General features: G+C 52.9%; 21 protein-coding genes, 1 tRNA gene and 1 rRNA gene. 20 read left to right on the top strand and 3 right to left on the bottom strand.

The window, feature by feature from the left end; genetic code table 11:
- Window positions 1-28 precede the first annotated feature (28 nt).
- The 13 genes from EKN38_RS02495 to EKN38_RS02435 all read left to right on the top strand — a co-directional run bounded on the left by EKN38_RS02495 (window position 29) and on the right by EKN38_RS02435 (window position 12,080).
- Window positions 29-1,003, top strand: coding sequence for an MDR family oxidoreductase (locus EKN38_RS02495; protein ID WP_014833493.1), 975 nt, complete (start codon window positions 29-31; stop codon window positions 1,001-1,003).
- A gap of 77 nt (window positions 1,004-1,080) precedes the next feature.
- The gene (gene msrP, locus EKN38_RS02490) at window positions 1,081-2,082 is read left to right on the top strand and encodes a protein-methionine-sulfoxide reductase catalytic subunit MsrP (protein ID WP_014833494.1); all 1,002 of its coding nucleotides are present in this window, start codon (window positions 1,081-1,083) and stop codon (window positions 2,080-2,082) included.
- Window positions 2,083-2,682, top strand: a complete 600-nt coding sequence (gene msrQ / locus EKN38_RS02485) for a protein-methionine-sulfoxide reductase heme-binding subunit MsrQ (RefSeq protein WP_014833495.1) — start codon at window positions 2,083-2,085, stop codon at window positions 2,680-2,682.
- Window positions 2,683-2,915: 233 nt separating this feature from the next.
- Window positions 2,916-3,368 carry a type II 3-dehydroquinate dehydratase gene (gene aroQ, locus EKN38_RS02480; RefSeq protein WP_013098991.1) on the top strand — a complete coding sequence of 151 codons (453 nt, stop codon included), beginning with the start codon at window positions 2,916-2,918 and terminating at the stop codon, window positions 3,366-3,368.
- Window positions 3,369-3,389: 21 nt separating this feature from the next.
- Window positions 3,390-3,854: an acetyl-CoA carboxylase biotin carboxyl carrier protein gene (accB, locus tag EKN38_RS02475; protein WP_013098992.1), complete on the top strand. Its 465-nt coding sequence runs from the start codon at window positions 3,390-3,392 to the stop codon at window positions 3,852-3,854.
- A gap of 10 nt (window positions 3,855-3,864) precedes the next feature.
- Window positions 3,865-5,214: an acetyl-CoA carboxylase biotin carboxylase subunit gene (accC, locus tag EKN38_RS02470; RefSeq protein ID WP_003860388.1), complete on the top strand. Its 1,350-nt coding sequence runs from the start codon at window positions 3,865-3,867 to the stop codon at window positions 5,212-5,214.
- Window positions 5,215-5,322: 108 nt separating this feature from the next.
- A complete protein-coding gene (locus EKN38_RS02465) occupies window positions 5,323-5,565 on the top strand; it encodes a YhdT family protein (RefSeq protein ID WP_014833496.1) in 243 nt (80 codons plus the stop codon).
- Window positions 5,555-7,006: a sodium/pantothenate symporter gene (gene panF, locus EKN38_RS02460; RefSeq protein WP_014833497.1), complete on the top strand. Its 1,452-nt coding sequence runs from the start codon at window positions 5,555-5,557 to the stop codon at window positions 7,004-7,006. The genes EKN38_RS02465 and panF overlap by 11 nt, the downstream gene beginning before the upstream one ends.
- Window positions 7,007-7,017: 11 nt before the next feature.
- Window positions 7,018-7,899, top strand: coding sequence for a 50S ribosomal protein L11 methyltransferase (gene prmA / locus EKN38_RS02455; protein WP_014833498.1), 882 nt, complete (start codon window positions 7,018-7,020; stop codon window positions 7,897-7,899).
- Between the two features lie 329 nt (window positions 7,900-8,228).
- A complete protein-coding gene (gene dusB / locus EKN38_RS02450; protein ID WP_013098996.1) occupies window positions 8,229-9,194 on the top strand; it encodes a tRNA dihydrouridine synthase DusB in 966 nt (321 codons plus the stop codon).
- Window positions 9,195-9,217: 23 nt separating this feature from the next.
- Window positions 9,218-9,514, top strand: a complete 297-nt coding sequence (fis, locus tag EKN38_RS02445) for a DNA-binding transcriptional regulator Fis (RefSeq protein ID WP_000462905.1) — start codon at window positions 9,218-9,220, stop codon at window positions 9,512-9,514.
- Between the two features lie 180 nt (window positions 9,515-9,694).
- The gene (locus EKN38_RS02440; RefSeq protein WP_014833499.1) at window positions 9,695-9,859 is read left to right on the top strand and encodes a DUF2556 family protein; all 165 of its coding nucleotides are present in this window, start codon (window positions 9,695-9,697) and stop codon (window positions 9,857-9,859) included.
- A gap of 139 nt (window positions 9,860-9,998) precedes the next feature.
- A complete protein-coding gene (locus EKN38_RS02435) occupies window positions 9,999-12,080 on the top strand; it encodes a putative bifunctional diguanylate cyclase/phosphodiesterase (protein ID WP_014833500.1) in 2,082 nt (693 codons plus the stop codon).
- On the opposite strand, the gene envR is transcribed toward EKN38_RS02435, so the two are convergent.
- Window positions 11,996-12,715 (bottom strand): acrEF/envCD operon transcriptional regulator, encoded by a 720-nt coding sequence (envR, locus tag EKN38_RS02430; RefSeq protein WP_014833501.1) that lies wholly within the window; start codon window positions 12,713-12,715, stop codon window positions 11,996-11,998. The two genes, EKN38_RS02435 and envR, sit on opposite strands and share 85 nt — an antisense overlap.
- A 389-nt stretch (window positions 12,716-13,104) precedes the next feature.
- Between envR and EKN38_RS02425 the strand changes: the two genes are divergently transcribed.
- From EKN38_RS02425 to EKN38_RS02395, 7 genes are all read left to right on the top strand, one after another.
- Window positions 13,105-14,244, top strand: coding sequence for an efflux RND transporter periplasmic adaptor subunit (locus tag EKN38_RS02425; RefSeq protein WP_126521611.1), 1,140 nt, complete (start codon window positions 13,105-13,107; stop codon window positions 14,242-14,244).
- Window positions 14,245-14,255: 11 nt separating this feature from the next.
- Window positions 14,256-17,372, top strand: a complete 3,117-nt coding sequence (locus tag EKN38_RS02420) for an efflux RND transporter permease subunit (RefSeq protein ID WP_014833503.1) — start codon at window positions 14,256-14,258, stop codon at window positions 17,370-17,372.
- 302 nt (window positions 17,373-17,674) lie between these two features.
- Window positions 17,675-17,896 carry a lipoprotein gene (locus EKN38_RS02415; RefSeq protein WP_013099001.1) on the top strand — a complete coding sequence of 74 codons (222 nt, stop codon included), beginning with the start codon at window positions 17,675-17,677 and terminating at the stop codon, window positions 17,894-17,896.
- A gap of 488 nt (window positions 17,897-18,384) precedes the next feature.
- Window positions 18,385-19,410, top strand: coding sequence for an amino acid ABC transporter substrate-binding protein (locus EKN38_RS02410; protein ID WP_014833504.1), 1,026 nt, complete (start codon window positions 18,385-18,387; stop codon window positions 19,408-19,410).
- Window positions 19,411-19,477: 67 nt separating this feature from the next.
- The gene (locus EKN38_RS02405; protein WP_014833505.1) at window positions 19,478-20,659 is read left to right on the top strand and encodes an amino acid ABC transporter permease; all 1,182 of its coding nucleotides are present in this window, start codon (window positions 19,478-19,480) and stop codon (window positions 20,657-20,659) included.
- A 9-nt stretch (window positions 20,660-20,668) separates the two neighbouring features.
- Window positions 20,669-21,772 carry an amino acid ABC transporter permease gene (locus tag EKN38_RS02400; protein ID WP_126521747.1) on the top strand — a complete coding sequence of 368 codons (1,104 nt, stop codon included), beginning with the start codon at window positions 20,669-20,671 and terminating at the stop codon, window positions 21,770-21,772.
- A 7-nt stretch (window positions 21,773-21,779) separates the two neighbouring features.
- On the top strand, window positions 21,780-22,538 hold the full coding sequence (locus EKN38_RS02395; protein ID WP_014171880.1) for an amino acid ABC transporter ATP-binding protein: 759 nt from the start codon (window positions 21,780-21,782) through the stop codon (window positions 22,536-22,538).
- A 106-nt stretch (window positions 22,539-22,644) separates the two neighbouring features.
- Here the strand turns inward: EKN38_RS02395 and rrf are convergent.
- A 5S ribosomal RNA gene (gene rrf, locus EKN38_RS02390) occupies window positions 22,645-22,760 on the bottom strand.
- 43 nt (window positions 22,761-22,803) lie between these two features.
- Window positions 22,804-22,879: transfer RNA gene (locus EKN38_RS02385), tRNA-Thr, on the bottom strand.
- Between the last annotated feature and the right edge of the window lie 12 nt (window positions 22,880-22,891).

Genomic DNA, 22,891 nt, shown 5'->3' with positions numbered 1-22,891 from the left:
CCAATCATCAGAATAGTGAGGATCCTGTATGCAGGCTTTGATCTTAGAACAGCAGGACGGCAAAACCATTGCCTCGGTGCAAGCCCTTGAAGAGAGCCGACTGCCCGAAGGCGACGTCACCGTCGACATCGACTGGTCCAGTCTGAATTACAAGGATGCGCTGGCCATCACCGGCAAAGGTAAAATCATCCGAAATTTCCCGATGGTGCCGGGGATCGATTTTGCGGGCCATGTTCATACCAGCGAAGATCCTCGCTTCCATGCAGGCCAGCAGGTGCTGCTCACCGGTTGGGGCGTGGGTGAAAACCACTGGGGCGGGCTGGCAACGCAGGCGCGGGTGAAGGGCGACTGGCTGGTGCCTATGCCAGCAGGGCTGGATGGCCGCAAAGCGATGATTATCGGCACCGCAGGCTTTACCGCCATGCTGTGCGTCATGGCGCTGGAAGATGCCGGTATCCGTCCTGAGTCGGGTGAGATTGTCGTGACTGGCGCCAGCGGTGGTGTTGGCAGTACAGCAGTGACGCTGCTGCATAAACTCGGGTATCAGGTCGTCGCGGTTTCTGGGCGCGAAAGCACCCATGACTACCTGCGTCAGCTTGGCGCCAGCCGCATTCTTGGCCGCGATGAGTTCGCCGAAACCCGTCCGCTGGAAAAACAGGTCTGGGCCGGTGCGGTTGATACCGTCGGTGACAAAGTGCTGGCAAAAGTGCTGGCGCAGATGAACTACGGTGGCTGCGTGGCGGCCTGCGGTCTGGCGGGCGGTTTTGCCCTGCCCACCACCGTGATGCCCTTTATCCTGCGTAACGTGCGTCTGCAGGGTGTGGATTCCGTCATGACCCCGGCGGCCCGTCGTGCAGAAGCCTGGGAGCGTCTGGTGCGTGACCTGCCGGAGTCCTTCTTCACGCAGAGCGCAACCGAAATCACCCTCAGCCAGGCCCCGGAATATGCCAGTAAGATCATGGATAACCAGTTCCACGGCCGTGCGCTGGTGAAAATTGCCTAATCTTCAAATTTTCGTGACATATTCGCGCTAATCCTTCTCCTCCGTCATGCTTAGAAAAACGCATGACGGAGGATGCCATGAAAACCCGAAAACTGACGGAAGCCGACGTAACGTCCGAATCTGTCTTTATGTTACAGCGCCGCCAGATCCTGAAAATGCTTGGCATCAGTGCCACCGCGTTGACGCTTACCCCTGCGGCTCACGCCGATTTGCTCGACTGGTTTAAAGGCAACGATCGGCCAAAAGCCCCTTCCGGTGCCCCACTCACCTTTACGAAACCTGCCGAGTGGCAAAACAAACTGACGCTCACGCCGGAAGATAAAGTCACTGGCTATAACAACTTCTACGAATTTGGGCTTGATAAAGCCGATCCTGCGGCCAATGCCGGCAGCATGAAAACCGATCCGTGGACGTTGAAAATTGACGGCGAAGTGGCAAAACCCTTAACGCTGGATCACCACGATCTCACCACCCGTTTCCCGTTAGAGGAACGCATCTATCGTATGCGCTGCGTGGAAGCCTGGTCGATGGTGGTACCGTGGGTCGGTTTTCCGCTGCATAAGCTGCTGGCGATGGTTGAACCCACCAGCAATGCGAAATATGTCGCATTCCAGACGCGTTACGCCCCGGACGAGATGCCAGGCCAAAAGGACCGGTTCATCGGCGGTGGGCTTGCATATCCTTATGTAGAAGGATTACGCCTTGACGAAGCCATGCATCCTCTTACCCTGCTGACCGTCGGTGTTTACGGTAAAGCGTTGCCGCCGCAGAATGGCGCCCCCATCCGCTTGACCGTGCCGTGGAAATATGGCTTCAAAGGCATTAAATCTATCGTCAGTATTAAGCTCACCCGCGAGCGTCCGCCCACGACATGGAATCTGGCCGCGCCGGACGAATACGGTTTCTTCGCCAACGTGAACCCGCAAGTCGATCACCCCCGCTGGTCCCAGGCGACGGAACGTTTTATCGGTTCCGGCGGTGCGCTGGATGTGAAGCGTCAGCCCACATTGCTCTTTAACGGCTATGCGGATGAAGTGGCGTCGCTCTACCGTGGGCTTAATTTACGGGAGAACTTCTGAGTGCGTTTAACGGCAAAACAGGTAACCTGGCTGAAAGTGCTGCTGCATTTAGCCGGGTTACTCCCTTTTATCTGGTTGTTCTGGGCCGCCAGCCAGGGGCTTTTTAGTGCCGATCCGGCTAAAGATATCCAGCACTTTACCGGTCGGATGGCTCTGAAATTTTTACTGGCGACCTTGCTGGTTTCGCCGCTGGCACGCTACGCTAAACAGCCATTATTGATACGCACACGTCGACTTTTAGGGCTATGGTGTTTTGCCTGGGCCACGTTGCACCTGACCAGCTACGCGCTGCTGGAACTGGGGATTAACAACCTGACACTGCTGGGCCGCGAACTGGTCACGCGTCCTTATCTGACGCTGGGCATTGTCAGCTGGCTGGTGTTACTGGCATTAGCGCTGACATCCACGCAATATGCGCAGCGAAAACTGGGTAAGCGCTGGCAGCTGCTGCACAACTTCGTCTATCTTGTGGCGATCCTCGCCCCCATCCATTATCTGTGGTCCGTGAAGATCCTCTCGCCGCAACCCGTCATCTACGCGCTGCTGGCTTTGACGCTTTTAGCATGGCGTTACAAGAAGTTCCGCCAGTGGTTGCGATAGTTCGCGAAACTGTGCGTTTTCCCGCAGATTACTTATCAACCGCAATTCTTTTTCGGATAGCGGTTGATAATCTTCCCTGATAAGACCAGTATTTAGCTGCCAAATGCTACGAAATCGTTATAATGTGCGACTTTGGTTTTCCTGAATGCATTTTAGGAAAGTCATCAGGTGACTTTCGCGTTTCAAAGGTATATTTTGGTTTTTACCCGAGATTCGCAGGAGATAGCGACACAATGGCGGAAAAATTCCGAATCTTAGTCTTGAACGGACCGAACCTGAACATGCTCGGCACCCGTGAGCCAGAGAAGTATGGCACGCTGACATTGAGTGAAATTGTTAACCGTTTGGGCACGGAAGCAGCGTCACTGAATGTGGATTTGGATCATTTTCAGTCAAATGCGGAGTACGCACTCATCGACCGTATTCATCAGGCTAAAGACACTGTGGACTATATCCTGATCAATCCGGCCGCGTTTACGCACACCAGTGTTGCTATCCGCGACGCACTGCTGGCGGTGAGTATCCCGTTTATCGAGATCCACCTCAGCAACGTGCACGCCCGAGAGCCGTTCCGCCACCATTCGTATCTGTCGGATATCGCCGCTGGCGTTATCTGCGGACTGGGCGCAGACGGTTATTCATACGCTTTACAGACAGCGGTAAAACGCTTGTCACAATCACACTAAACAAGAGTACGGAACCCACTCATGGATATTCGTAAGATTAAAAAACTGATCGAGCTGGTTGAAGAATCAGGCATCTCCGAACTGGAAATTTCTGAAGGCGAAGAGTCTGTACGCATCAGCCGTGCAGCCCCAGCCGCTAGCTTCCCGGTAATGCAGCAAGCTTATGCTGCGCCAGTGCAGCAGCCTGCGCTTTCCGCAGCCGTTGCGCCAGCCGCAACTGAAGCCGCACCTGCCGCTGCAGCAGAAATCAGTGGTCACATCGTACGTTCCCCAATGGTTGGTACTTTCTACCGCACCCCGAGCCCGGACGCGAAGGCGTTCATCGAAGTGGGTCAGAAAGTCAACGTAGGCGATACCCTGTGCATCGTTGAAGCCATGAAAATGATGAACCAGATCGAAGCAGACAAATCAGGTACTGTGAAAGCGATTCTGGTCGAAAGTGGTCAGCCGGTAGAATTTGACGAGCCGCTGGTCGTCATCGAGTAACGAGGCGAACATGCTGGATAAAATTGTTATCGCCAACCGCGGCGAGATCGCACTGCGTATTCTTCGTGCCTGTAAAGAACTGGGCATCAAGACTGTCGCTGTGCACTCAAGCGCGGACCGCGATTTAAAACACGTATTGCTGGCGGATGAGACGGTCTGTATCGGTCCGGCTCCGTCCGTAAAAAGCTATCTGAACATCCCGGCTATCATCAGCGCCGCTGAAATCACTGGCGCGGTGGCAATTCACCCGGGTTATGGCTTCCTCTCCGAGAACGCCAACTTTGCTGAGCAGGTTGAACGCTCTGGCTTTATCTTCATCGGCCCGAAAGCTGACACCATCCGCCTGATGGGCGACAAAGTGTCTGCTATCACCGCGATGAAAAAAGCCGGTGTTCCAACCGTTCCGGGTTCCGACGGTCCTCTGACTGACGACATGGATGCAAACCGTGCGCATGCTAAACGCATTGGCTACCCGGTGATCATCAAGGCGTCCGGCGGCGGCGGCGGTCGCGGTATGCGCGTAGTGCGCAGCGACGCTGAACTGGCACAGTCCATCTCCATGACCAAAGCGGAAGCGAAAGCGGCTTTCAGCAACGACATGGTGTACATGGAAAAATACCTGGAAAACCCACGCCACATCGAAATTCAGGTGCTGGCTGACGGTCAGGGTAACGCTATCTATCTGGCAGAACGTGACTGCTCCATGCAGCGTCGTCACCAGAAAGTGGTCGAAGAAGCACCAGCACCGGGCATTACTCCGGAACTGCGTCGCTACATCGGCGAGCGTTGTGCCAAAGCGTGTGTCGACATCGGCTATCGCGGAGCGGGTACCTTCGAATTCCTGTTCGAAAACGGTGAGTTCTACTTCATTGAGATGAACACCCGTATTCAGGTAGAACACCCGGTTACCGAAATGATCACCGGCGTTGACCTGATCAAAGAGCAGCTGCGTATCGCTGCCGGCCAGCCTTTGTCCATCAAACAGGAAGAAGTGGTGGTCAAAGGCCATGCGGTCGAGTGCCGTATCAACGCCGAAGACCCGAATACCTTCCTGCCAAGCCCGGGTAAAATCACGCGTTTCCACGCGCCGGGTGGCTTTGGTGTGCGTTGGGAGTCTCATATCTACGCCGGTTACACCGTACCGCCGTACTATGACTCCATGATCGGTAAACTGATCTGCTACGGCGAAAACCGTGACGTGGCGATTGCCCGCATGAAGAACGCCCTGCAGGAACTGATCATCGACGGTATCAAAACCAACGTTGATCTGCAGATGCGTATCATGAGCGACGAGCACTTCCAGAATGGTGGGACTAACATCCACTATCTGGAGAAAAAACTCGGTCTCAACGAGAAGTAAGAAAGCATCTTTGCGAAAAGGCCGGTTTAACCGGCCTTTTTTATTTCTGGGGATCGTCAAGGCCCATCATGTACAATCCCCGCTTTCTTCATCCACAAGGGACAAAAAATGGACAAACGTTTTGTTCAGGCCCATAAAGAAGCGCGCTGGGCGCTGTGGCTGACCCTTCTCTATCTTGCCGCATGGTTAGTGTGCGCTTACTCACCTGATTCTGCGATGGGTATCACCGGCCTGCCACACTGGTTTGAAATGGCCTGCCTGCTGGTGCCACTGATTTTTATCCTGCTGTGCTGGGCAATGGTGAAATTCATTTATCGCGATATTCCGCTGGAGGACGACGATGCAGCTTGAAGTCATTCTGCCGCTTATCGCGTATTTGTTGGTCGTGTTTGGCGTGTCCGTGTATGCGATGCGCAAAAGGGCAACCGGCACCTTCCTGAACGAATATTTCCTCGGCAGCCGTTCAATGGGCGGTATTGTGTTAGCGATGACGCTCACCGCCACCTACATCAGTGCCAGTTCATTTATTGGCGGTCCCGGTGCGGCCTATAAATATGGGTTAGGCTGGGTGCTGCTGGCGATGATCCAGCTTCCTGCCGTCTGGCTCTCTCTGGGAATACTCGGCAAAAAATTCGCTATCCTGGCGCGTCGTTATAATGCCGTGACGCTAAACGACATGCTGTTTGCCCGTTACCGCAGCCGTTTACTGGTATGGCTGGCAAGTTTAAGCCTGCTGGTCGCCTTTATTGGTGCGATGACGGTGCAGTTTATTGGCGGTGCGCGTCTGCTTGAAACCGCCGCGGGGATCCCTTACGAGACAGGCCTGCTTATCTTTGGGATCAGTATCGCGCTTTATACGGCGTTTGGTGGATTCCGCGCCAGCGTACTGAACGACACTCTGCAGGGCATGGTGATGCTCATCGGCACCATTGTGCTGCTGGTGGGGGTTGTCCATGCGGCAGGCGGCCTGAGCCATGCTGTTGAAACCCTGGAAGCGATTGACCCGAAACTGGTCGCGCCGGAAGGGGCTGATGATATTCTGTCGCCCACCTTTATGACCTCTTTCTGGGTGCTGGTCTGCTTTGGTGTCATTGGTCTGCCGCATACCGCCGTACGGTGTATCTCGTATAAAGACAGTAAAGCTGTCCACCGCGGGATTATTATCGGCACCATTGTGGTGGCGATCCTGATGTTGGGAATGCATCTGGCAGGAGCATTAGGCCGTGCGGTGATCCCTGACCTTACCGTGCCCGATCTGGTGATCCCTACCCTGATGGTAAAAGTCCTGCCACCGTTTGCTGCCGGGATTTTCCTTGCCGCACCGATGGCTGCCATTATGTCGACAATCAACGCTCAGTTGCTGCAAAGTTCCGCTACGATTATCAAAGATCTCTATCTGAATTTGCGTCCCGAGCAGATGGAAAACGAACGACGCTTAAAACGCATGTCTGCGGTGATCACTCTGGTGTTAGGGGCACTGCTGCTGCTGGCCGCCTGGCGTCCGCCGGAGATGATCATCTGGCTAAACCTGCTTGCGTTTGGCGGTCTGGAAGCGGTATTCCTCTGGCCGCTGGTGCTTGGCCTCTACTGGGAGCGCGCGAATGCTGCAGGCGCCCTGAGCGGCATGATTGTTGGCGGTGTCGTTTATGCTCTACTCGCCACCTTTAAAATCCAGTACCTGGGCTTCCACCCGATTGTCCCTTCGTTACTGTTAAGTTTACTGGCGTTTGTGGTGGGGAACCGTTTCGGTCAACCCGTCCCACAACCCGCTATGATGTCTACTGATAAATAAAGAGTTTTGCCATGCCGTGGATCCAACTAAAACTGAACACAACCGGCGCTCACGCCGAAGAGCTGAGCGATGCGCTGATGGAGGCCGGCTCGGTCTCTATCACCTTCCAGGACACGCATGACACGCCGGTCTTTGAGCCGCTGCCAGGTGAAACCCGCCTGTGGGGCGATACCGACGTCATCGGCCTCTTTGATGCCGAAACCGACATGAAAGAAGTGGTCGCGATTCTGGAACATCATCCTCTGCTGGGCGCGGGTTTTGCGCACAAAATCGAACAGCTGGAAGACAAAGACTGGGAACGCGAATGGATGGATAACTTCCACCCGATGCAGTTTGGCAAGCGTCTGTGGATCTGCCCAAGCTGGCGCGAGGTGCCCGATGAAAACGCGGTCAACGTGATGCTCGACCCGGGTCTGGCATTCGGTACCGGCACCCACCCGACCACCTCACTGTGCCTGCAGTGGCTGGATGGTCTGGATCTGGAAGGGAAAACCGTGATCGACTTCGGCTGTGGATCCGGGATCCTCGCCATTGCCGCACTGAAGCTGGGCGCCGCAAAAGCCATCGGGATCGATATCGATCCGCAGGCTATTCAGGCCAGTCGTGATAACGCCGAGCGTAACGGCGTTTCCGATCGCCTTGAGCTGTATCTCCCTGACGCGCAGCCAGAGGCCATGAAAGCCGATGTGGTGGTCGCGAACATCCTGGCGGGCCCATTACGTGAGCTTGCACCGTTAATCAGTGTGCTGCCCGTTGAGGGCGGTCTGCTGGGGCTTTCCGGGATCCTGGCAAGCCAGGCTGACAGCGTTTGCGAAGCCTACGCCGATCTCTTCACCCTCGATCCGGTGGTGGAAAAAGAAGAGTGGTGCCGCATCACGGGCCGTAAAAAATAAGAACATTTTTCGTACTGAGATGATGTTCTAAAATGCGACACAGATCGCATAGAAGCGGGAGAATCTGCTGCTAAAAACAGCAGAATATCCCGCTCAACCAATTCATTTTTTGAGAAATGATGAGAAGTTACGGGAAATTGTAAGCGGTCATAAAATCGCCGTTAATACATAACACAATGATTTAAATAAAAAATAATTTTCATCATTGCGACTGGGTGGCGATTCCTTGATCTACAACAGTGGATTGTTCAAAGTTTGGCCTTTCATCTCGTGCAAAAAATGCGTAATATACGCCGCCTTGCAGTCACAGTATGGTCATTTCTTAACTCATGCGCATCGGACACCACCAGCTCAGAAATCGCCTGATCGCAGCCCCAATGGCAGGTATTACCGACCGGCCGTTCAGGACGCTGTGCTATGAGATGGGAGCCGGTTTAACCGTTTCCGAGATGATGTCGTCTAACCCGCAGGTCTGGGAAAGCGATAAATCCCGCCTTCGGATGGTGCACATTGATGAACCAGGTATTCGCACCGTGCAAATCGCCGGAAGTGTGCCTGAAGAGATGGCAGATGCCGCGCGGATTAACGTGGAAAGTGGCGCCCAGATTATTGATATCAACATGGGTTGCCCGGCCAAAAAAGTGAATCGCAAGCTTGCAGGTTCAGCCCTTCTGCAATACCCCGACCAGGTGAAGTCAATCCTGACGGCGGTTGTCAGCGCAGTGGACGTTCCTGTTACGTTGAAGATTCGCACGGGTTGGTCGCCGGAACACCGTAACTGTGTAGAGATTGCCCAACTGGCCGAAGACTGTGGCATTCAGGCCCTGACCATTCATGGACGCACTCGCGCCTGTTTGTTCAACGGTGAAGCTGAATACGACAGCATTCGGGCAGTTAAGCAGAAAGTTTCCATTCCGATTATCGCGAATGGCGACATTACTGACCCGCTTAAAGCCAGAGCTGTGCTCGACTATACGGGAGCTGATGCTCTGATGATAGGACGTGCAGCTCAGGGAAGACCCTGGATCTTTCGGGAAATCCAGCATTATCTGGACACTGGGGAGCTGCTTGCCCCGCTGCCACTGGCAGAGGTTAAGCGCTTGCTTTGTTCGCATGTTCGGGAACTGCATGACCACTACGGTCAGGCAAAAGGGTACCGAATTGCGCGTAAACACGTCTCCTGGTATCTCCAGGAGCACGCTCCAAATGACCAGTTTCGGCGCACATTCAACGCCATAGAGGATGCCAGCGAACAGCTGGAGGCGTTGGAGGCATACTTCGAAAATCTTGCGTAATGAAATAAAGAGCTGACAGAACTATGTTCGAACAACGCGTAAATTCTGACGTACTGACCGTTTCTACCGTTAACTCTCAGGACCAGGTAACTCAAAAACCCCTGCGTGACTCGGTTAAACAGGCACTGAAGAACTATTTTGCTCAACTGAATGGTCAGGATGTTAATGACCTCTATGAGCTGGTACTGGCTGAAGTTGAACAGCCACTGTTGGACATGGTGATGCAATACACCCGCGGTAACCAAACCCGCGCTGCGCTGATGATGGGTATCAACCGTGGTACCCTGCGTAAGAAACTGAAAAAATACGGCATGAACTAATTTCGGTTAGCGAAATGCTTGTTTAAAAAGGCGCTACCTGGCATGGGGATGCGCCTTTTTTATTGCCCCAGACCTGCTACCGTCAACGCTTTGTAAACCTTCGCTTCCCCCACTTTCCAACCGCGACTTTTCGTGTATATTTCCACCACCTTACTGGCTCTCTTCTCCCGGAATGTCACAATGATTCGTAAATACTGGTGGCTGGTTGTCTTTGCTGTCTCCGTTTTTATCTTCGATACGCTGCTGATGCAGTGGATTGAACTGATGAGCACCGAGACCGACAAGTGTCGCAATATGAATTCTGTGAACCCGCTTAAACTCGTCAATTGTTCAGAGCTGGACTGAGCCGCTAACGTCGCCAAAATCCCCGAAATCCCCTGGTAAAAACGGGGATTTAAATCCCTTTGAGTCATTACCTTACGATGATAATGTCTCGCCCTTCCCAATCGCTCCTGCGTAACCTCACACTCGAGTTGAACCGATCATGCTGGTTAGCCAATACAACCATATCCTTGTAGTCCTCTCCTTTGTTGTTGCCATCCTTGCTGCCTATACCGCGCTGAATATGGCCGCGCGTGTCGCGGGGAGTCAGGGGGTCGCAGCTCGCATCTGGCTGGCCGGTGGCGGTATTGCAATGGGTATTGGCGTATGGGCGATGCATTTCATCGGCATGCTGGCAATGGATCTCTCCATGAGCATGAGCTACAACGCCACCCTGACGGGGTTATCTATGGTCATTGCCGTAGGTTCATCCTTGTTTGCATTGTGGCTTGTCAGCTGCGAACAGCTGCGTTTGCGCCGTCTGCTGCCCGGTGCACTGGTGATGGGAAGCGGTATTGTGGCCATGCATTACACCGGTATGGCGGCACTGGAGGTCACGCCCGGTATTATCTGGGATAAAACATGGGTGGGTATATCGGTGGCTATCGCGCTTGCGGCGTCGCTCACGGCACTGTGGCTGACATTCCGCCTGCGTCATGAAGCCGCCCAGGTGGCGCTAATGCGCATGGGTGCCGCGATCACGATGGGGATCGCCATTGCCGGAATGCACTACGCGGGGATGAAAGCCGCCCAGTTTCCGATGTCGACCATGGCACACCATGACGGCATTAACGGCAGCTGGCTGGCTGTGCTGGTGAGCGTCGTCGCGCTCGCCATCCTTGGGATCACCCTGCTGGTCTCCATGCTGGATGCGCGCCTTCAGGCACGCACCTCTCTCCTTGCCTCATCCCTGGCAGAAGCTAACCGGGAGCTGGCTCAACTGGCACTGCAAGATACGCTGACGCGCCTGCCCAATCGTATCCTGCTGGAAGACCGACTCGACCAGGCCATCAACAAAGCAGACCGTGAGGGTACGCATTTCGCATTGATGTTCATGGATCTCGACGGTTTTAAAGCCGTCAATGACGCCTACGGTCATGATGTCGGCGATAAGCTGCTGGTGGCCGTTACGCAGCGCCTGCTGCTCCCCCTGAAAGGCCAGTTTACCCTTGCACGAATCGGCGGTGATGAGTTTGTGCTGCTCGCAGAAGCAGAAGGCCCGGACGATGCGGCCTCCCTCGCCAACGCGCTGGTGCGCACTATCGATAGTCCATTCAATCTGGATCCGTATGAGCTGGTGGTGACCCTTAGCATTGGTATTGCGCTGTATCCGCACGACGGCAAAACCGAGCGCGAACTGATGTTTAACGCCGATGCGGCGATGTACCACACCAAGCATATGGGCCGTAACGGTTATCACTTTTTCCAGCCCTCCATGAACACCCTTGCGCAAACCCATCTGCAGCTCATGAACGATCTGTGGCTGGCCATCGATCGTAATGAACTCCAGCTGCATTATCAGCCCAAATTCCACGCTCCGGCAGGCCCGATACTTGGATTTGAAGCGCTCCTGCGCTGGCAACACCCGAAGCAGGGATTACTCACGCCAGACCTGTTCCTGCCGCTGGCGGAAAAAACAGGGCAGATCATTCCGATTGGTAACTGGGTGCTCAATGAAGCCTGCCGCCAGTTGCGTGAATGGCACCTTAAAGGACATCAAAACTGGTCGATGGCAGTGAATCTGTCGACGCTGCAGTTTGAACAGCCGTCACTGGTTAATACGGTGCTCGAGTGTCTGGCGCGTCATCAGGTACCACCGGAAATGCTGATCCTGGAAGTGACGGAAACGACCGCGATGAGCAATCCGGATGAGAGCGTGCGGGTGTTGACGGAGTTGACGAATGCGGGCGTGAAAGCCTCCATTGATGACTTTGGTACCGGATACTCGAGCCTGCTGTATCTTAAACGCTTACCCGCCTGTGAATTGAAAATCGACAGGGCGTTTGTGAAAGAGTTAAGTGGGGAAAGCGAAGATGCGACGATTGTCTCCGCGATTGTCGCCCTGGCGAAAACGCTGAATCTGAAAGTGGTGGCTGAAGGGGTGGAGACCGAAGCCCAACAAGCCTTTTTGACAGAGCTGGGGTGTAATACCCTTCAGGGTTATTTGTTAGGCAAACCTGTCAGCGCACAGACCATTGAGACGCTTTGCGAGCAGGGAGAGATCTTGCCCGACACCGAGTCGTAAGTCTCTTCACGTGGCGACATTCGCGTAACAGGGAGTGTCGCCAGAATGTTATCGACCAGAGCGGGAGCCTGCTGATAAAGATTAAAACTGTTGTTATTCATTAACCAGTTTTTAATTATTCCACTAAAAAATCCATGGAACACAATCAGCGTTAAATCCACATTCATCTGCGCCGAAATAATGTTTCGCGAAATACACGTTTCCAGCGTCGCACGCAGAGCGTCATCGTTGAAGCCAATGCGCTTCCTGATTTCATACTCTGAAATCATATCGCTGGCAAATTCACACTTATGATACAAAATTTGTAAAAGTGCACACTGGCGTGGCTCATGTGCAATATATTGCAACGCCGTGATGAATTGCTCACGAAGCATTAACAATGGATCAGCATTGGCGGAAAGAGAAAGTCTGTCGCGAATGATGTCACGAAGCGGCAATTGCTGTTCCCAAATCGCATTAAATATTTCTGCTTTGCTGCTGAAATGCCAGTAGACGGCACCACGTGTCACCTTTGCCGCATCCGCGATATCCGTCAGCGTGGTGTTAGCCACACCGCGCGTCGCAAACTGCCCGATAGCCGCTTCAATCAGCTGTTGACGGGTCTGTTGAGCCTCTGCTTTCTTTTTACGCGCCATAGACGACTACTCGTTACTCACAAGATTTAAGCTGTAAATCGGAGGTTGGTCGTCGGGAGTATTCATTAAAACCGGTTTTATTTCTGCACAAAAAACGTCAATCCGCTTAATTTATAATTGAGATAAATATTTAGCAGCAATTAGATTCATATAATATATGAATACCGGTTATCAAACGCCCTTAACCTGATTAGCCTTTCAGAACTATTTCGTTGCTTCTATAAGATCCGGTTCTGATTTTTTTTATTATTAGTGCATTCATTCGCACTTATAAATTAAAAAACATTAAACACCCTCATTATTATACGCAGCTACATTTTTTGTTTTTGTCCCCTGCCCTGGCTCCGATTCACGGAAATATCGGTTAATGGGTATTTAAAGGAACAGTAATGACGAATCATTTCAGACGCTTACCCTTAACCGGTTTTATTGTCTGCGCCGCACTGCTTACCGGATGCGATGGGCAGGAAAACCAACAACATCAACCGCAATCTCCTCAGGTGAGTGTACATATTGTTAAAAGTGCCCCCCTGAATGTCACTACAGAGCTTCCTGGCAGAACCGATGCGTTTCGCGTTGCGGAAGTGCGTCCTCAGGTTAGCGGTATTATCCTGCGTCGCAATTTCACCGAAGGCAGCGATGTCAAAGCTGGTCAGTCACTTTATCAGATCGATCCCGCCAGCTATCAGGCGGCGTATGACAACGCAAAAGGGGAGCTGGCGAAAGCCCAGGCAGCAGCCAATATTGCGCACCTGACGGTGAAACGTTATCTCCCGCTCGTGGGCACACAGTATGTCAGTAAGCAGGAGTACGACCAGGCCGTCGCGACGGCTCAGCAGGCGGATGCCAGCGTCGTTGCCGCAAAAGCAGGGGTTGAAAGCGCACGCATCAACCTCGCCTATACCAAAGTCACCTCTCCCGTCGAGGGTCGCATTGGTAAATCCAGCGTGACCGAAGGGGCGCTTGTTACCAACGGCCAGGCAAACGTCATGGCAACGGTACAGCAGCTGGATCCGATGTATGTCGATGTCACCCAGTCCAGCAATGATTTTATGCGTCTGAAGCAGACAAGCCTGCAAAAAGGAGAGATCACCAGCACCGTCGAGCTGTTGATGGAGAATGGTCAGCCTTATCCGCTAAAAGGGACGCTGCAGTTTTCCGACGTGACGGTTGATGAAAGCACCGGCTCCATCACTCTGCGGGCGATTTTCCCGAATCCCCTGCACCTGCTGTTACCGGGCATGTTTGTACGCGCCCGCATTAATGAGGGTACACAGCCGAATGCGATTCTGGTTCCCCAGCAAGGCGTGACCCGCACACCGCGTGGGGATGCAACCGTCCTGATTGTTAACGCCAAAAACCAGGTCGAGTCACGCACCGTCGTTGCATCCCAGGCCATTGGCGATCGCTGGCTGATCACGGAAGGACTGAAAGACGGTGACCGCGTGATTGTCAGTGGGTTACAAAAAGTCAGGCCTGGGGCTACCGTCGTCGCCACACCCGATACCTCTACAACTCCAGCCGGTTAAGGAACGACGACATGGCTAATTTCTTTATCCAGAGGCCGGTTTTCGCCTGGGTTCTCGCCATCATTTTGATGATTGCTGGTGGGCTGGCGATCCTCAAATTGCCCGTCGCACAGTATCCGACTATCGCCCCACCCGCGGTTGCCATAACCGCGACCTATCCCGGCGCAGATGCCCAGACGGTGCAGGATACCGTTACGCAGGTTATCGAACAGAACATGAACGGCGTCGATAACCTGATGTATATGTCATCCACCAGCGACTCTGCAGGTAACGTCACCCTTACCCTGACGTTTGAGTCAGGTACAGACCCGGACATCGCGCAGGTTCAGGTCCAGAACAAACTTCAGCTCGCCATGCCGCTGTTGCCGCAGGAGGTCCAGCAACAAGGGATCGGCGTAAAAAAAGCCAGCAGCAGCTTCCTGCTGGTTGCCGGCTTTGTTTCCGACAATAAAAACCTCTCGCAGGACGACATCTCTGACTATGTCGCCTCGAATGTGAAAGATGCGATTAGCCGAACCACGGGGGTGGGTGATGTTCAGCTGTTTGGTGCCCAGTATGCGATGCGTATCTGGCTCGACAGCAACGCAATGAACAAATATCAGCTGACGCCGCTGGACATTATTAATCAACTGAAAACCCAGAACGATCAGATTGCGGCAGGCCAGTTAGGTGGCACACCGTCTGTACCGGGCCAGCAGCTGAACGCCTCGATCATTGCGCAAACCCGCCTGAAATCACCGGAAGAGTTTGGCCGCGTGACGCTGAAGGTGAACCAGGACGGCTCGATGGTGCATTTGAAGGACGTGGCACGCATTGAACTGGGTGGCGAAAACTACAATATGGTGACCAAAATCAACGGGCAGGCTGCAACTGGCCTGGGGATTAAGCTGGCAACCGGTGCAAATGCGCTGGATACGGCTGCAGCCATCAAGAGCAAGCTGGCCCAGCTACAGCAATTCTTCCCACAGGGTCTGAAGGTGGTTTATCCGTACGACACCACACCGTTTGTGAAGATCTCGATTCACGAAGTGGTGAAAACCCTGTTTGAAGCGATCATTCTCGTCTTCCTGGTGATGTATCTGTTTCTGCAAAACCTGCGCGCGACGCTTATCCCCACTATCGCGGTGCCGGTTGTTTTGCTGGGAACCTTCGCGGTGCTGGCGGCATTCGGGTTCTCCATCAATACCCTGACGATGTTCGGGATGGTGCTGGCAATAGGCTTGCTGGTTGATGATGCCATTGTGGTCGTTGAGAACGTCGAACGCGTGATGGTAGAGGACAAACTGCCGCCAAAAGAGGCGACACAGAAGTCGATGGAACAGATCCAGGGTGCTCTGGTGGGGATTGCCATGGTGCTCTCGGCGGTCTTTATTCCGATGGCATTTTTCGGTGGTTCAACCGGGGCCATCTATCGCCAGTTTTCACTGACCATCGTTTCGGCAATGGCGCTCTCCGTGTTGGTCGCCCTGATCCTGACCCCCGCGCTGTGCGCCACTCTGCTTAAACCGGTATCCGGCGATCACCACGAAAAAAAAGGCGGTTTCTTTGGCTGGTTTAATGCGCTTTTTGATAAGAGCGTGGAACATTACAGCAACAGCGTGAGCGGTATTTTACGCAAGACCGGACGCTATCTGGTGGTGTACATCATTATCGTCGGTGGCATGGCGGTACTGTTTCTGCGTTTACCCACCTCCTTCCTGCCCGAAGAGGACCAGGGCGTATTTATGACGATGGTTCAGCTTCCGGCCGGTGCAACCCAGACGCGCACGCAGCAGGTTCTCGACCAGGTACAGAACTATTACCTGAATAACGAAAAGGCCAACGTCGAATCCGTCTTTACGGTAAATGGTTTTAGCTTTAGCGGTCAGGGCCAGAACGCCGGAATTGCCTTCGTCAGCCTGAAACCCTGGGAAGCGCGACCGGGCGCGGAAAATAGCGTTGAAGCAATTGTTGGCCGCGCGACAAAAGCCTTCAGCCAGATAAAAGACGGTCTCGTATTTCCGTTCAACCTGCCTGCGATTATCGAGCTGGGAACTGCAACGGGCTTCGACTTTGAACTGATTGACCAGGCAAATCTGGGCCATACCCAGCTGACTCAGGCACGGAATAAATTGCTCGGACTGGTGAAAGCACACCCTGACATGCTGGTACGCGTGCGCCCCAACGGTCTTGAAGATACCCCTCAGTTTAAACTGGATGTCGACCAGGAGAAGGCTCAGGCGCTGGGTATCAGTCTTTCTGATGTTAACCAGACCATTTCGACGGCATTAGGGGGAACCTATGTAAATGACTTTATCGATCATGGACGGGTGAAAAAAGTGTATGTTCAGGCCGATGCGCGCTTCCGTATGCTGCCCGGGGACATCAACAACCTCTATGTACGCAGCGCGAATGGCGAAATGGTGCCTTTCTCCGCCTTTAGTACCTCTCGCTGGGTATACGGTTCCCCTCGCCTGGAGCGTTACAACGGAGTGCCATCCATGGAGATTATTGGTGAGTCTGCACCCGGTAAAAGTACCGGAGAGGCAATGGCACTGATGGAGAGTCTTGCTGCAAAACTGCCTTCCGGCATCGGCTTTGACTGGACAGGAATGTCTTATCAGGAGCGACTGTCCGGAAACCAGGCACCTGCCCTGTATGCCATTTCACTGATTGTGGTGTTCCTGTGCCTGGCTGCCCTTTACGAAAGCTGGTCCATCCCATTCTCAGTGATGCTGGTGGTGCCGTTGGGGGTCATTGGGGCCCTTATTGCGGCATCGTTACGTGGCTTAAATAATGACGTCTATTTCCAGGTAGGTCTGCTGACAACGATTGGTTTGTCGGCCAAAAACGCCATTCTGATCGTCGAGTTTGCTAAAGATCTGATGGAAAAAGAGGGTAAAGGCATAATCGAAGCCACGCTTGAGGCCTCAAGGATGCGCCTTCGCCCAATTCTGATGACCTCGCTGGCCTTTATTCTCGGCGTTATGCCGCTGGTGATCAGCACTGGTGCCGGGAGCGGTGCGCAAAACGCAGTCGGGACAGGGGTAATGGGAGGCATGCTTTCTGCGACGCTTCTGGCTATCTTCTTCGTGCCTGTTTTCTTTGTGGTTGTCCGAAGACGGTTTACCCGCCACAAAGCGTGTTGAATACCTGAAAGGCACCGCGGGTGCCTTTTTTATTCTCAATATAAACAGTGTATTAGGTTTTATATTTGTCAGCCTTAAAAAAAAACACTCGTTTGCATTAAGTAAAAATCTCATATTGCCACTCCATAATTTCTCCATTAATTCGCTCTGACTAAACGCTTTTCTCCACGATGTTTACAAACCACATAATTTGAGATTATTCCTCGTGTAACGCGGGGTTATCCCGGTGGTAAAATAAGCTCCAGTTCGTTAATGGCCCTCCTGGCTTTATAGCGAATGCGAAATAATACTGAGGTAACACCATGAAAAGATTCATTTCCGTTGCACTACTCGCTGCGCTGCTGGCTGGATGCGCGCACGACTCTCCATGTGTACCGGTATACGACGATCAGGGCCGACTGGTTCATACCAATACCTGTATGAAAGGCACCACTCAGGATAACTGGGAAACAGCAGGTGCTATCGCCGGCGGTGCTGCCGCTGTAGCGGGCTTAACGCTGGGTATTGTTGCCCTGACCCGGTAACGCCAGTGGCGTAACATACCTTGTGAAAGCGCGGCGTTGTCCGCGCTTTTGCTTTTAAATAGTGCAGTATTTTCAGATAAGTAAAAAAATAGCCCTGCTTTTATGCCTGGAAATTATTTCAGACTGAAGTCAATCACATTTTTTTCCTGCATCTTATTAAGTTTCATATTCTATCGTGATGATTTTCACCTATTAATCCCATTTATTACCCTGCCAATATTCACCTCAGAAACCATTTCTCATTTTAATCTCTCCGACAGGCAAACTTTTGCTCTGATTTGTGGCACAGGTTGTAATTTCGCACTGTTTCGGGGCGCTCGATTTATTTAAGCCTGTCTACACTCAGCATTAAGCGTTCACTTATCACTTATTTTGTCGAGCGCAAAACCTGGCATTACGTTTGCTTTATAAACGTTGGCCAACGCCACAGACGGGTAAAAGTGTTTAAACGCTTCAATAACGATAAATTTAGCCACACAGGATGCATTATGAAAAAGACGATGATAGCCAGCCTGGCCGCCGCGGGCATGTTGTTTGCTGTTGCGGGTCAGGCCCATGCGGGCACGACGCTGGATGCCGTTAAAAAGAAAGGTTTTGTTCAATGCGGTATTAGCGATGGTTTGCCTGGCTTCTCTTATGCCGATGCGAACGGCAAATTTACCGGTATCGATGTTGACGTCTGCCGGGGCGTCGCCGCTGCCGTTTTTGGTGATGACAGCAAAGTAAAATATACCCCACTGACGGCAAAAGAACGTTTCACCGCGCTGCAGTCCGGCGAAGTTGACATGCTCTCACGTAATACCACCTGGACCTCCTCCCGTGACGCGGGCATGGGGATGTCTTTCACCGGTGTCACCTATTATGACGGCATCGGTTTCCTGACCCACAATAAAGCGGGCCTGAAAAGCGCCAAAGAGCTGGATGGTGCGACCGTTTGTATTCAGGCAGGTACCGATACCGAACTTAACGTCGCGGATTATTTCAAAGCGAACAACATGAAGTACACGCCGGTGACATTCGATCGCTCTGATGAATCAGCCAAAGCGCTGGAATCCGGCCGTTGCGATACGCTGGCTTCTGACCAGTCGCAGCTCTACGCGCTGCGTATCAAGCTGAGCAACCCGGCAGAGTGGATTGTCCTGCCTGAAGTGATCTCCAAAGAGCCTCTTGGGCCCGTCGTTCGCCGTGGCGACGAAGACTGGTTCTCTATCGTTCGCTGGACCCTGTTTGCCATGTTGAACGCAGAAGAGATGGGCATCAGTTCGAAAAACGTCGATGAGAAAGCCGCCAAACCATCCACCCCGGATATGGCACACCTACTGGGCACGGAAGGCGATTTTGGCAAGGATCTGAAGCTGGATAACAAGTGGGCGTACAACATCATCAAACAGGTAGGCAACTACGCTGAGATCTTTGAGCGCAACGTAGGCTCGGAAAGCCCGCTGAAGATCAAACGCGGCCAGAACAATCTCTGGAATAACGGCGGTATTCAGTACGCACCGCCAGTACGTTAAGTCTTAGCTGTAACGGGCACTGCGAACGCAGTGCCCACTCCAGAGTCATGGTTACCGAGGTTTCTTTATGTCCCATCGCCGCTCCCCCGTAAAAGGATCGCTATCCTTTTCTCATCCCGCGGTCCGCGCCTGGCTATTCCAGATTATTGCCATTCTTGCGGTTGTTCTTATCGCCATTTATTTGATTCATAACACGGTTACCAATCTGAATAATCGCGGTATTACCTCCGGCTTTGCTTTTCTGGATCGCAGTGCGGGTTTTGGCATTGTTCAGCATCTTATTGACTATCAGGAAGGCGATACATACGGACGCGTGTTCCTGGTCGGTTTACTCAATACACTGCTGGTATCTGCACTGTGTATTGTGTTTGCGTCTATTCTGGGCTTTTTTATTGGCCTTGCTCGCCTCTCAGAAAACTGGCTGCTGCGAAAGCTGTCCACCATTTACATTGAGACGTTCCGTAATATCCCGCCACTGCTACAGATCTTTTTCTGGTATTTCGCCGTACTGCGTAACCTTCCTGGTCCACGTCAGGCTGTCGATGCCTTCGATCTGTTTTTCCTGAGCAACCGTGGTCTCTATATTCCTTCTCCTGAGCTCGCAGAAGGGATGTATGCTTTTATCGCCGCGATCATCATCGCGCTCGCCCTCTCTGCCGGGCTATTTCGCTATAACCGCAAACATCAGATCAAAACCGGGCAGCTTCGCAAGACATGGCCCATTGCGGCGCTCCTGATCATCGGTCTGCCGCTACTGACACACTGGCTATTTGGTGCCGCGTTACACTGGGATGTGCCACATCTGCGGGGCTTTAACTTCCAGGGCGGGATGGTGTTAATTCCTGAACTGGCGGCCCTGACGCTGGCCCTTTCCATTTATACGTCCGCGTTTATCGCCGAAATTATTCGGGCGGGGATCCAGGCAGTTCCGCATGGACAGCACGAGGCAGCCCGCTCCCTGGGGTTACCTCATACGGTGACGCTTCGACAGGTCATTATTCCGCAGGCGTTACGGGTCATCATTCCGCCCCTGACCAGCCAGTACCTCAATATTGTCAAAAACTCGTCGCTGGCGGCCGCTATTGGCTACCCGGATATGGTGTCACTCTTCGCCGGCACCGTGCTTAACCAGACCGGACAGGCCATTGAAACCATTGCCATCACCATGTCTGTCTATCTGATTATCAGCCTGGCGATCTCACTGCTGATGAACCTGTATAACCGTCGTATAGCACTGGTCGAGCGCTAAGGAACTATGATGACTAAAGCGATATTGTCGCACTCCTCGCGTCCTGCCCACTCGACAGGTGGACGTTTTATTCTCTGGGCGCGTAAGAATCTGTTCTCCAGCTGGAGTAACAGCCTGCTGACGATTGTTTGCCTGTGGCTTATGTGGGAGTTGATCCCGCCACTCGTTAACTGGGCTTTCTTGCAGGCTAACTGGGTTGGTTCAACCCGGGCAGACTGTACCAAAGCAGGGGCTTGCTGGGTGTTTATCCACGAGCGTTTTGGTCAGTTCATGTATGGGTTGTATCCACACGAACAGCGCTGGCGGATTAATCTGGCGCTTGTCTTTGGCCTGCTCTCCATCGCCGTCATGTTCCTGAAAACGCTGCCGCAACGCGGACGGTACATCGCCTGCTGGGCGGTGGTGTATCCGGTTGTTGTGTGGGTACTGCTGTACGGTGGTTTTCTGGGGCTGGAACGCGTGGAAACCCGACAGTGGGGCGGGTTAACGCTGACGCTGATTATTGCTTCTGTGGGGATCGCAGGCGCACTGCCATGGGGCATTCTGCTGGCACTTGGGCGTCGCTCAAAAATGCCCGTTGTCCGCGTGCTTTCCGTTATTTTCATTGAGTTCTGGCGTGGTGTACCGCTTATCACCGTTCTGTTCATGTCTTCAGTCATGTTGCCACTGTTTATGGCAGAAGGCACGACGATAGACAAACTGATCCGTGCCCTGGTGGGGGTCATTCTGTTCCAGTCTGCCTACGTTGCGGAAGTAGTACGTGGTGGTCTGCAGGCATTACCTAAAGGACAGTATGAAGCAGCGGAATCACTCGCACTCGGCTACTGGAAAACACAGGGGCTGGTCATCCTCCCGCAAGCGCTCAAGCTGGTTATCCCGGGGCTGGTGAACACCATCATCGCCCTCTTCAAAGATACCAGCCTGGTAATCATCATCGGATTGTTCGATCTCTTTAGCAGCGTGCAGCAGGCAACGGTTGACCCTGTCTGGCTTGGCATGTCCACCGAGGGTTATGTCTTTGCTGCTCTGATCTACTGGATCTTTTGTTTTAGCATGTCGCGCTATAGCCAGCATCTGGAAAAGCGCTTTAACACCGGGCGTACACCGCACTGAGGAAATTATGAGCCAAATTACTATGACACCCGCCGACGCGATGATTACGCTGGAAAACGTGAATAAATGGTACGGGCAGTTTCATGTCCTGAAAGATATCAATCTTAAGGTCAAGCAGGGCGAACGTATTGTACTTTGCGGCCCTTCCGGGTCCGGGAAATCGACAACCATTCGCTGCATCAATCACCTTGAGGAACATCAGCAGGGGCGTATTGTTGTGGATGGTATCGAGCTGAATGAAGATATTCGCAATATCGAACGCGTGCGTCAGGAAGTCGGGATGGTGTTTCAGCACTTTAATCTGTTCCCCCATCTGACGGTACTGCAGAACTGTACGCTTGCGCCGATTTGGGTACGCAAAATGCCGAAAAAGGAAGCTGAAGCGTTAGCGATGCACTATCTGGAACGTGTACGTATTGCTGAACACGCCAATAAATTTCCAGGACAGATATCGGGTGGCCAGCAGCAGCGTGTGGCAATCGCCCGTTCCCTGTGCATGAAGCCCAAAATTATGCTGTTTGATGAACCAACTTCAGCGCTGGATCCAGAGATGGTAAAAGAAGTTCTGGATACCATGATTGGGCTGGCGCAATCCGGAATGACTATGCTGTGTGTAACTCACGAAATGGGGTTCGCCAGAACCGTGGCTGACCGGGTGATCTTTATGGATCGAGGTGAAATTGTCGAGCAGGCGCCGCCGGATGAGTTCTTTGCCCATCCTAAATCAGAACGTACGCGCGCTTTCCTGTCGCAGGTGATTCATTAATCGTTTGTTATGCCGGGTGGCGGCTTCGCCTTACCCGGCCTACGCTGTGTGCAGTGTAGAAATGCAAAAAGGCCATCCTTTCGGATGGCCTTTTCACTTAATTGATGTCTGGCAGTTCCCTACTCTCACATGGGGAGACCCCACACTACCATCGGCGCTACGGCGTTTCACTTCTGAGTTCGGCATGGGGTCAGGTGGGACCACCGCGCTAAAGCCGCCAGACAAATTCTTTTACTTCTTGCCGAACTTTAACCTAAGTATAAAGTGGTGCTGATACCCAGAGTCGAACTGGGGACCTCACCCTTACCAAGGGTGCGCTCTACCAACTGAGCCATATCAGCACACTAAATTTG

It is taken from the genome of Enterobacter sp. WCHEn045836 (assembly GCF_003965585.1).
Classification (GTDB): Bacteria; Pseudomonadota; Gammaproteobacteria; order Enterobacterales; family Enterobacteriaceae; genus Enterobacter; species Enterobacter dissolvens.
Note: the sequence above shows the minus strand (reverse complement) of the source record. Positions and strands in the feature narration are given on the sequence as shown.

What these genes read in the sequence shown, in the direction of transcription:
- EKN38_RS02495 (WP_014833493.1), top strand. Translation starts at nt 29, where the DNA reads ATGCAGGCTTTGATCTTAGAACAGCAGGACGGCAAAACCATTGCCTCG.
- msrP (WP_014833494.1), top strand. Translation starts at nt 1,081, where the DNA reads ATGAAAACCCGAAAACTGACGGAAGCCGACGTAACGTCCGAATCTGTC.
- aroQ (WP_013098991.1), top strand. Translation starts at nt 2,916, where the DNA reads ATGGCGGAAAAATTCCGAATCTTAGTCTTGAACGGACCGAACCTGAAC.
- accB (WP_013098992.1), top strand. Translation starts at nt 3,390, where the DNA reads ATGGATATTCGTAAGATTAAAAAACTGATCGAGCTGGTTGAAGAATCA.
- accC (WP_003860388.1), top strand. Translation starts at nt 3,865, where the DNA reads ATGCTGGATAAAATTGTTATCGCCAACCGCGGCGAGATCGCACTGCGT.
- EKN38_RS02465 (WP_014833496.1), top strand. Translation starts at nt 5,323, where the DNA reads ATGGACAAACGTTTTGTTCAGGCCCATAAAGAAGCGCGCTGGGCGCTG.
- panF (WP_014833497.1), top strand. Translation starts at nt 5,555, where the DNA reads ATGCAGCTTGAAGTCATTCTGCCGCTTATCGCGTATTTGTTGGTCGTG.
- prmA (WP_014833498.1), top strand. Translation starts at nt 7,018, where the DNA reads ATGCCGTGGATCCAACTAAAACTGAACACAACCGGCGCTCACGCCGAA.
- dusB (WP_013098996.1), top strand. Translation starts at nt 8,229, where the DNA reads ATGCGCATCGGACACCACCAGCTCAGAAATCGCCTGATCGCAGCCCCA.
- fis (WP_000462905.1), top strand. Translation starts at nt 9,218, where the DNA reads ATGTTCGAACAACGCGTAAATTCTGACGTACTGACCGTTTCTACCGTT.
- EKN38_RS02440 (WP_014833499.1), top strand. Translation starts at nt 9,695, where the DNA reads ATGATTCGTAAATACTGGTGGCTGGTTGTCTTTGCTGTCTCCGTTTTT.
- EKN38_RS02435 (WP_014833500.1), top strand. Translation starts at nt 9,999, where the DNA reads ATGCTGGTTAGCCAATACAACCATATCCTTGTAGTCCTCTCCTTTGTT.
- envR (WP_014833501.1), bottom strand. Translation starts at nt 12,715, where the DNA reads ATGGCGCGTAAAAAGAAAGCAGAGGCTCAACAGACCCGTCAACAGCTG.
- EKN38_RS02425 (WP_126521611.1), top strand. Translation starts at nt 13,105, where the DNA reads ATGACGAATCATTTCAGACGCTTACCCTTAACCGGTTTTATTGTCTGC.
- EKN38_RS02420 (WP_014833503.1), top strand. Translation starts at nt 14,256, where the DNA reads ATGGCTAATTTCTTTATCCAGAGGCCGGTTTTCGCCTGGGTTCTCGCC.
- EKN38_RS02415 (WP_013099001.1), top strand. Translation starts at nt 17,675, where the DNA reads ATGAAAAGATTCATTTCCGTTGCACTACTCGCTGCGCTGCTGGCTGGA.
- EKN38_RS02410 (WP_014833504.1), top strand. Translation starts at nt 18,385, where the DNA reads ATGAAAAAGACGATGATAGCCAGCCTGGCCGCCGCGGGCATGTTGTTT.
- EKN38_RS02405 (WP_014833505.1), top strand. Translation starts at nt 19,478, where the DNA reads ATGTCCCATCGCCGCTCCCCCGTAAAAGGATCGCTATCCTTTTCTCAT.
- EKN38_RS02400 (WP_126521747.1), top strand. Translation starts at nt 20,669, where the DNA reads ATGACTAAAGCGATATTGTCGCACTCCTCGCGTCCTGCCCACTCGACA.
- EKN38_RS02395 (WP_014171880.1), top strand. Translation starts at nt 21,780, where the DNA reads ATGAGCCAAATTACTATGACACCCGCCGACGCGATGATTACGCTGGAA.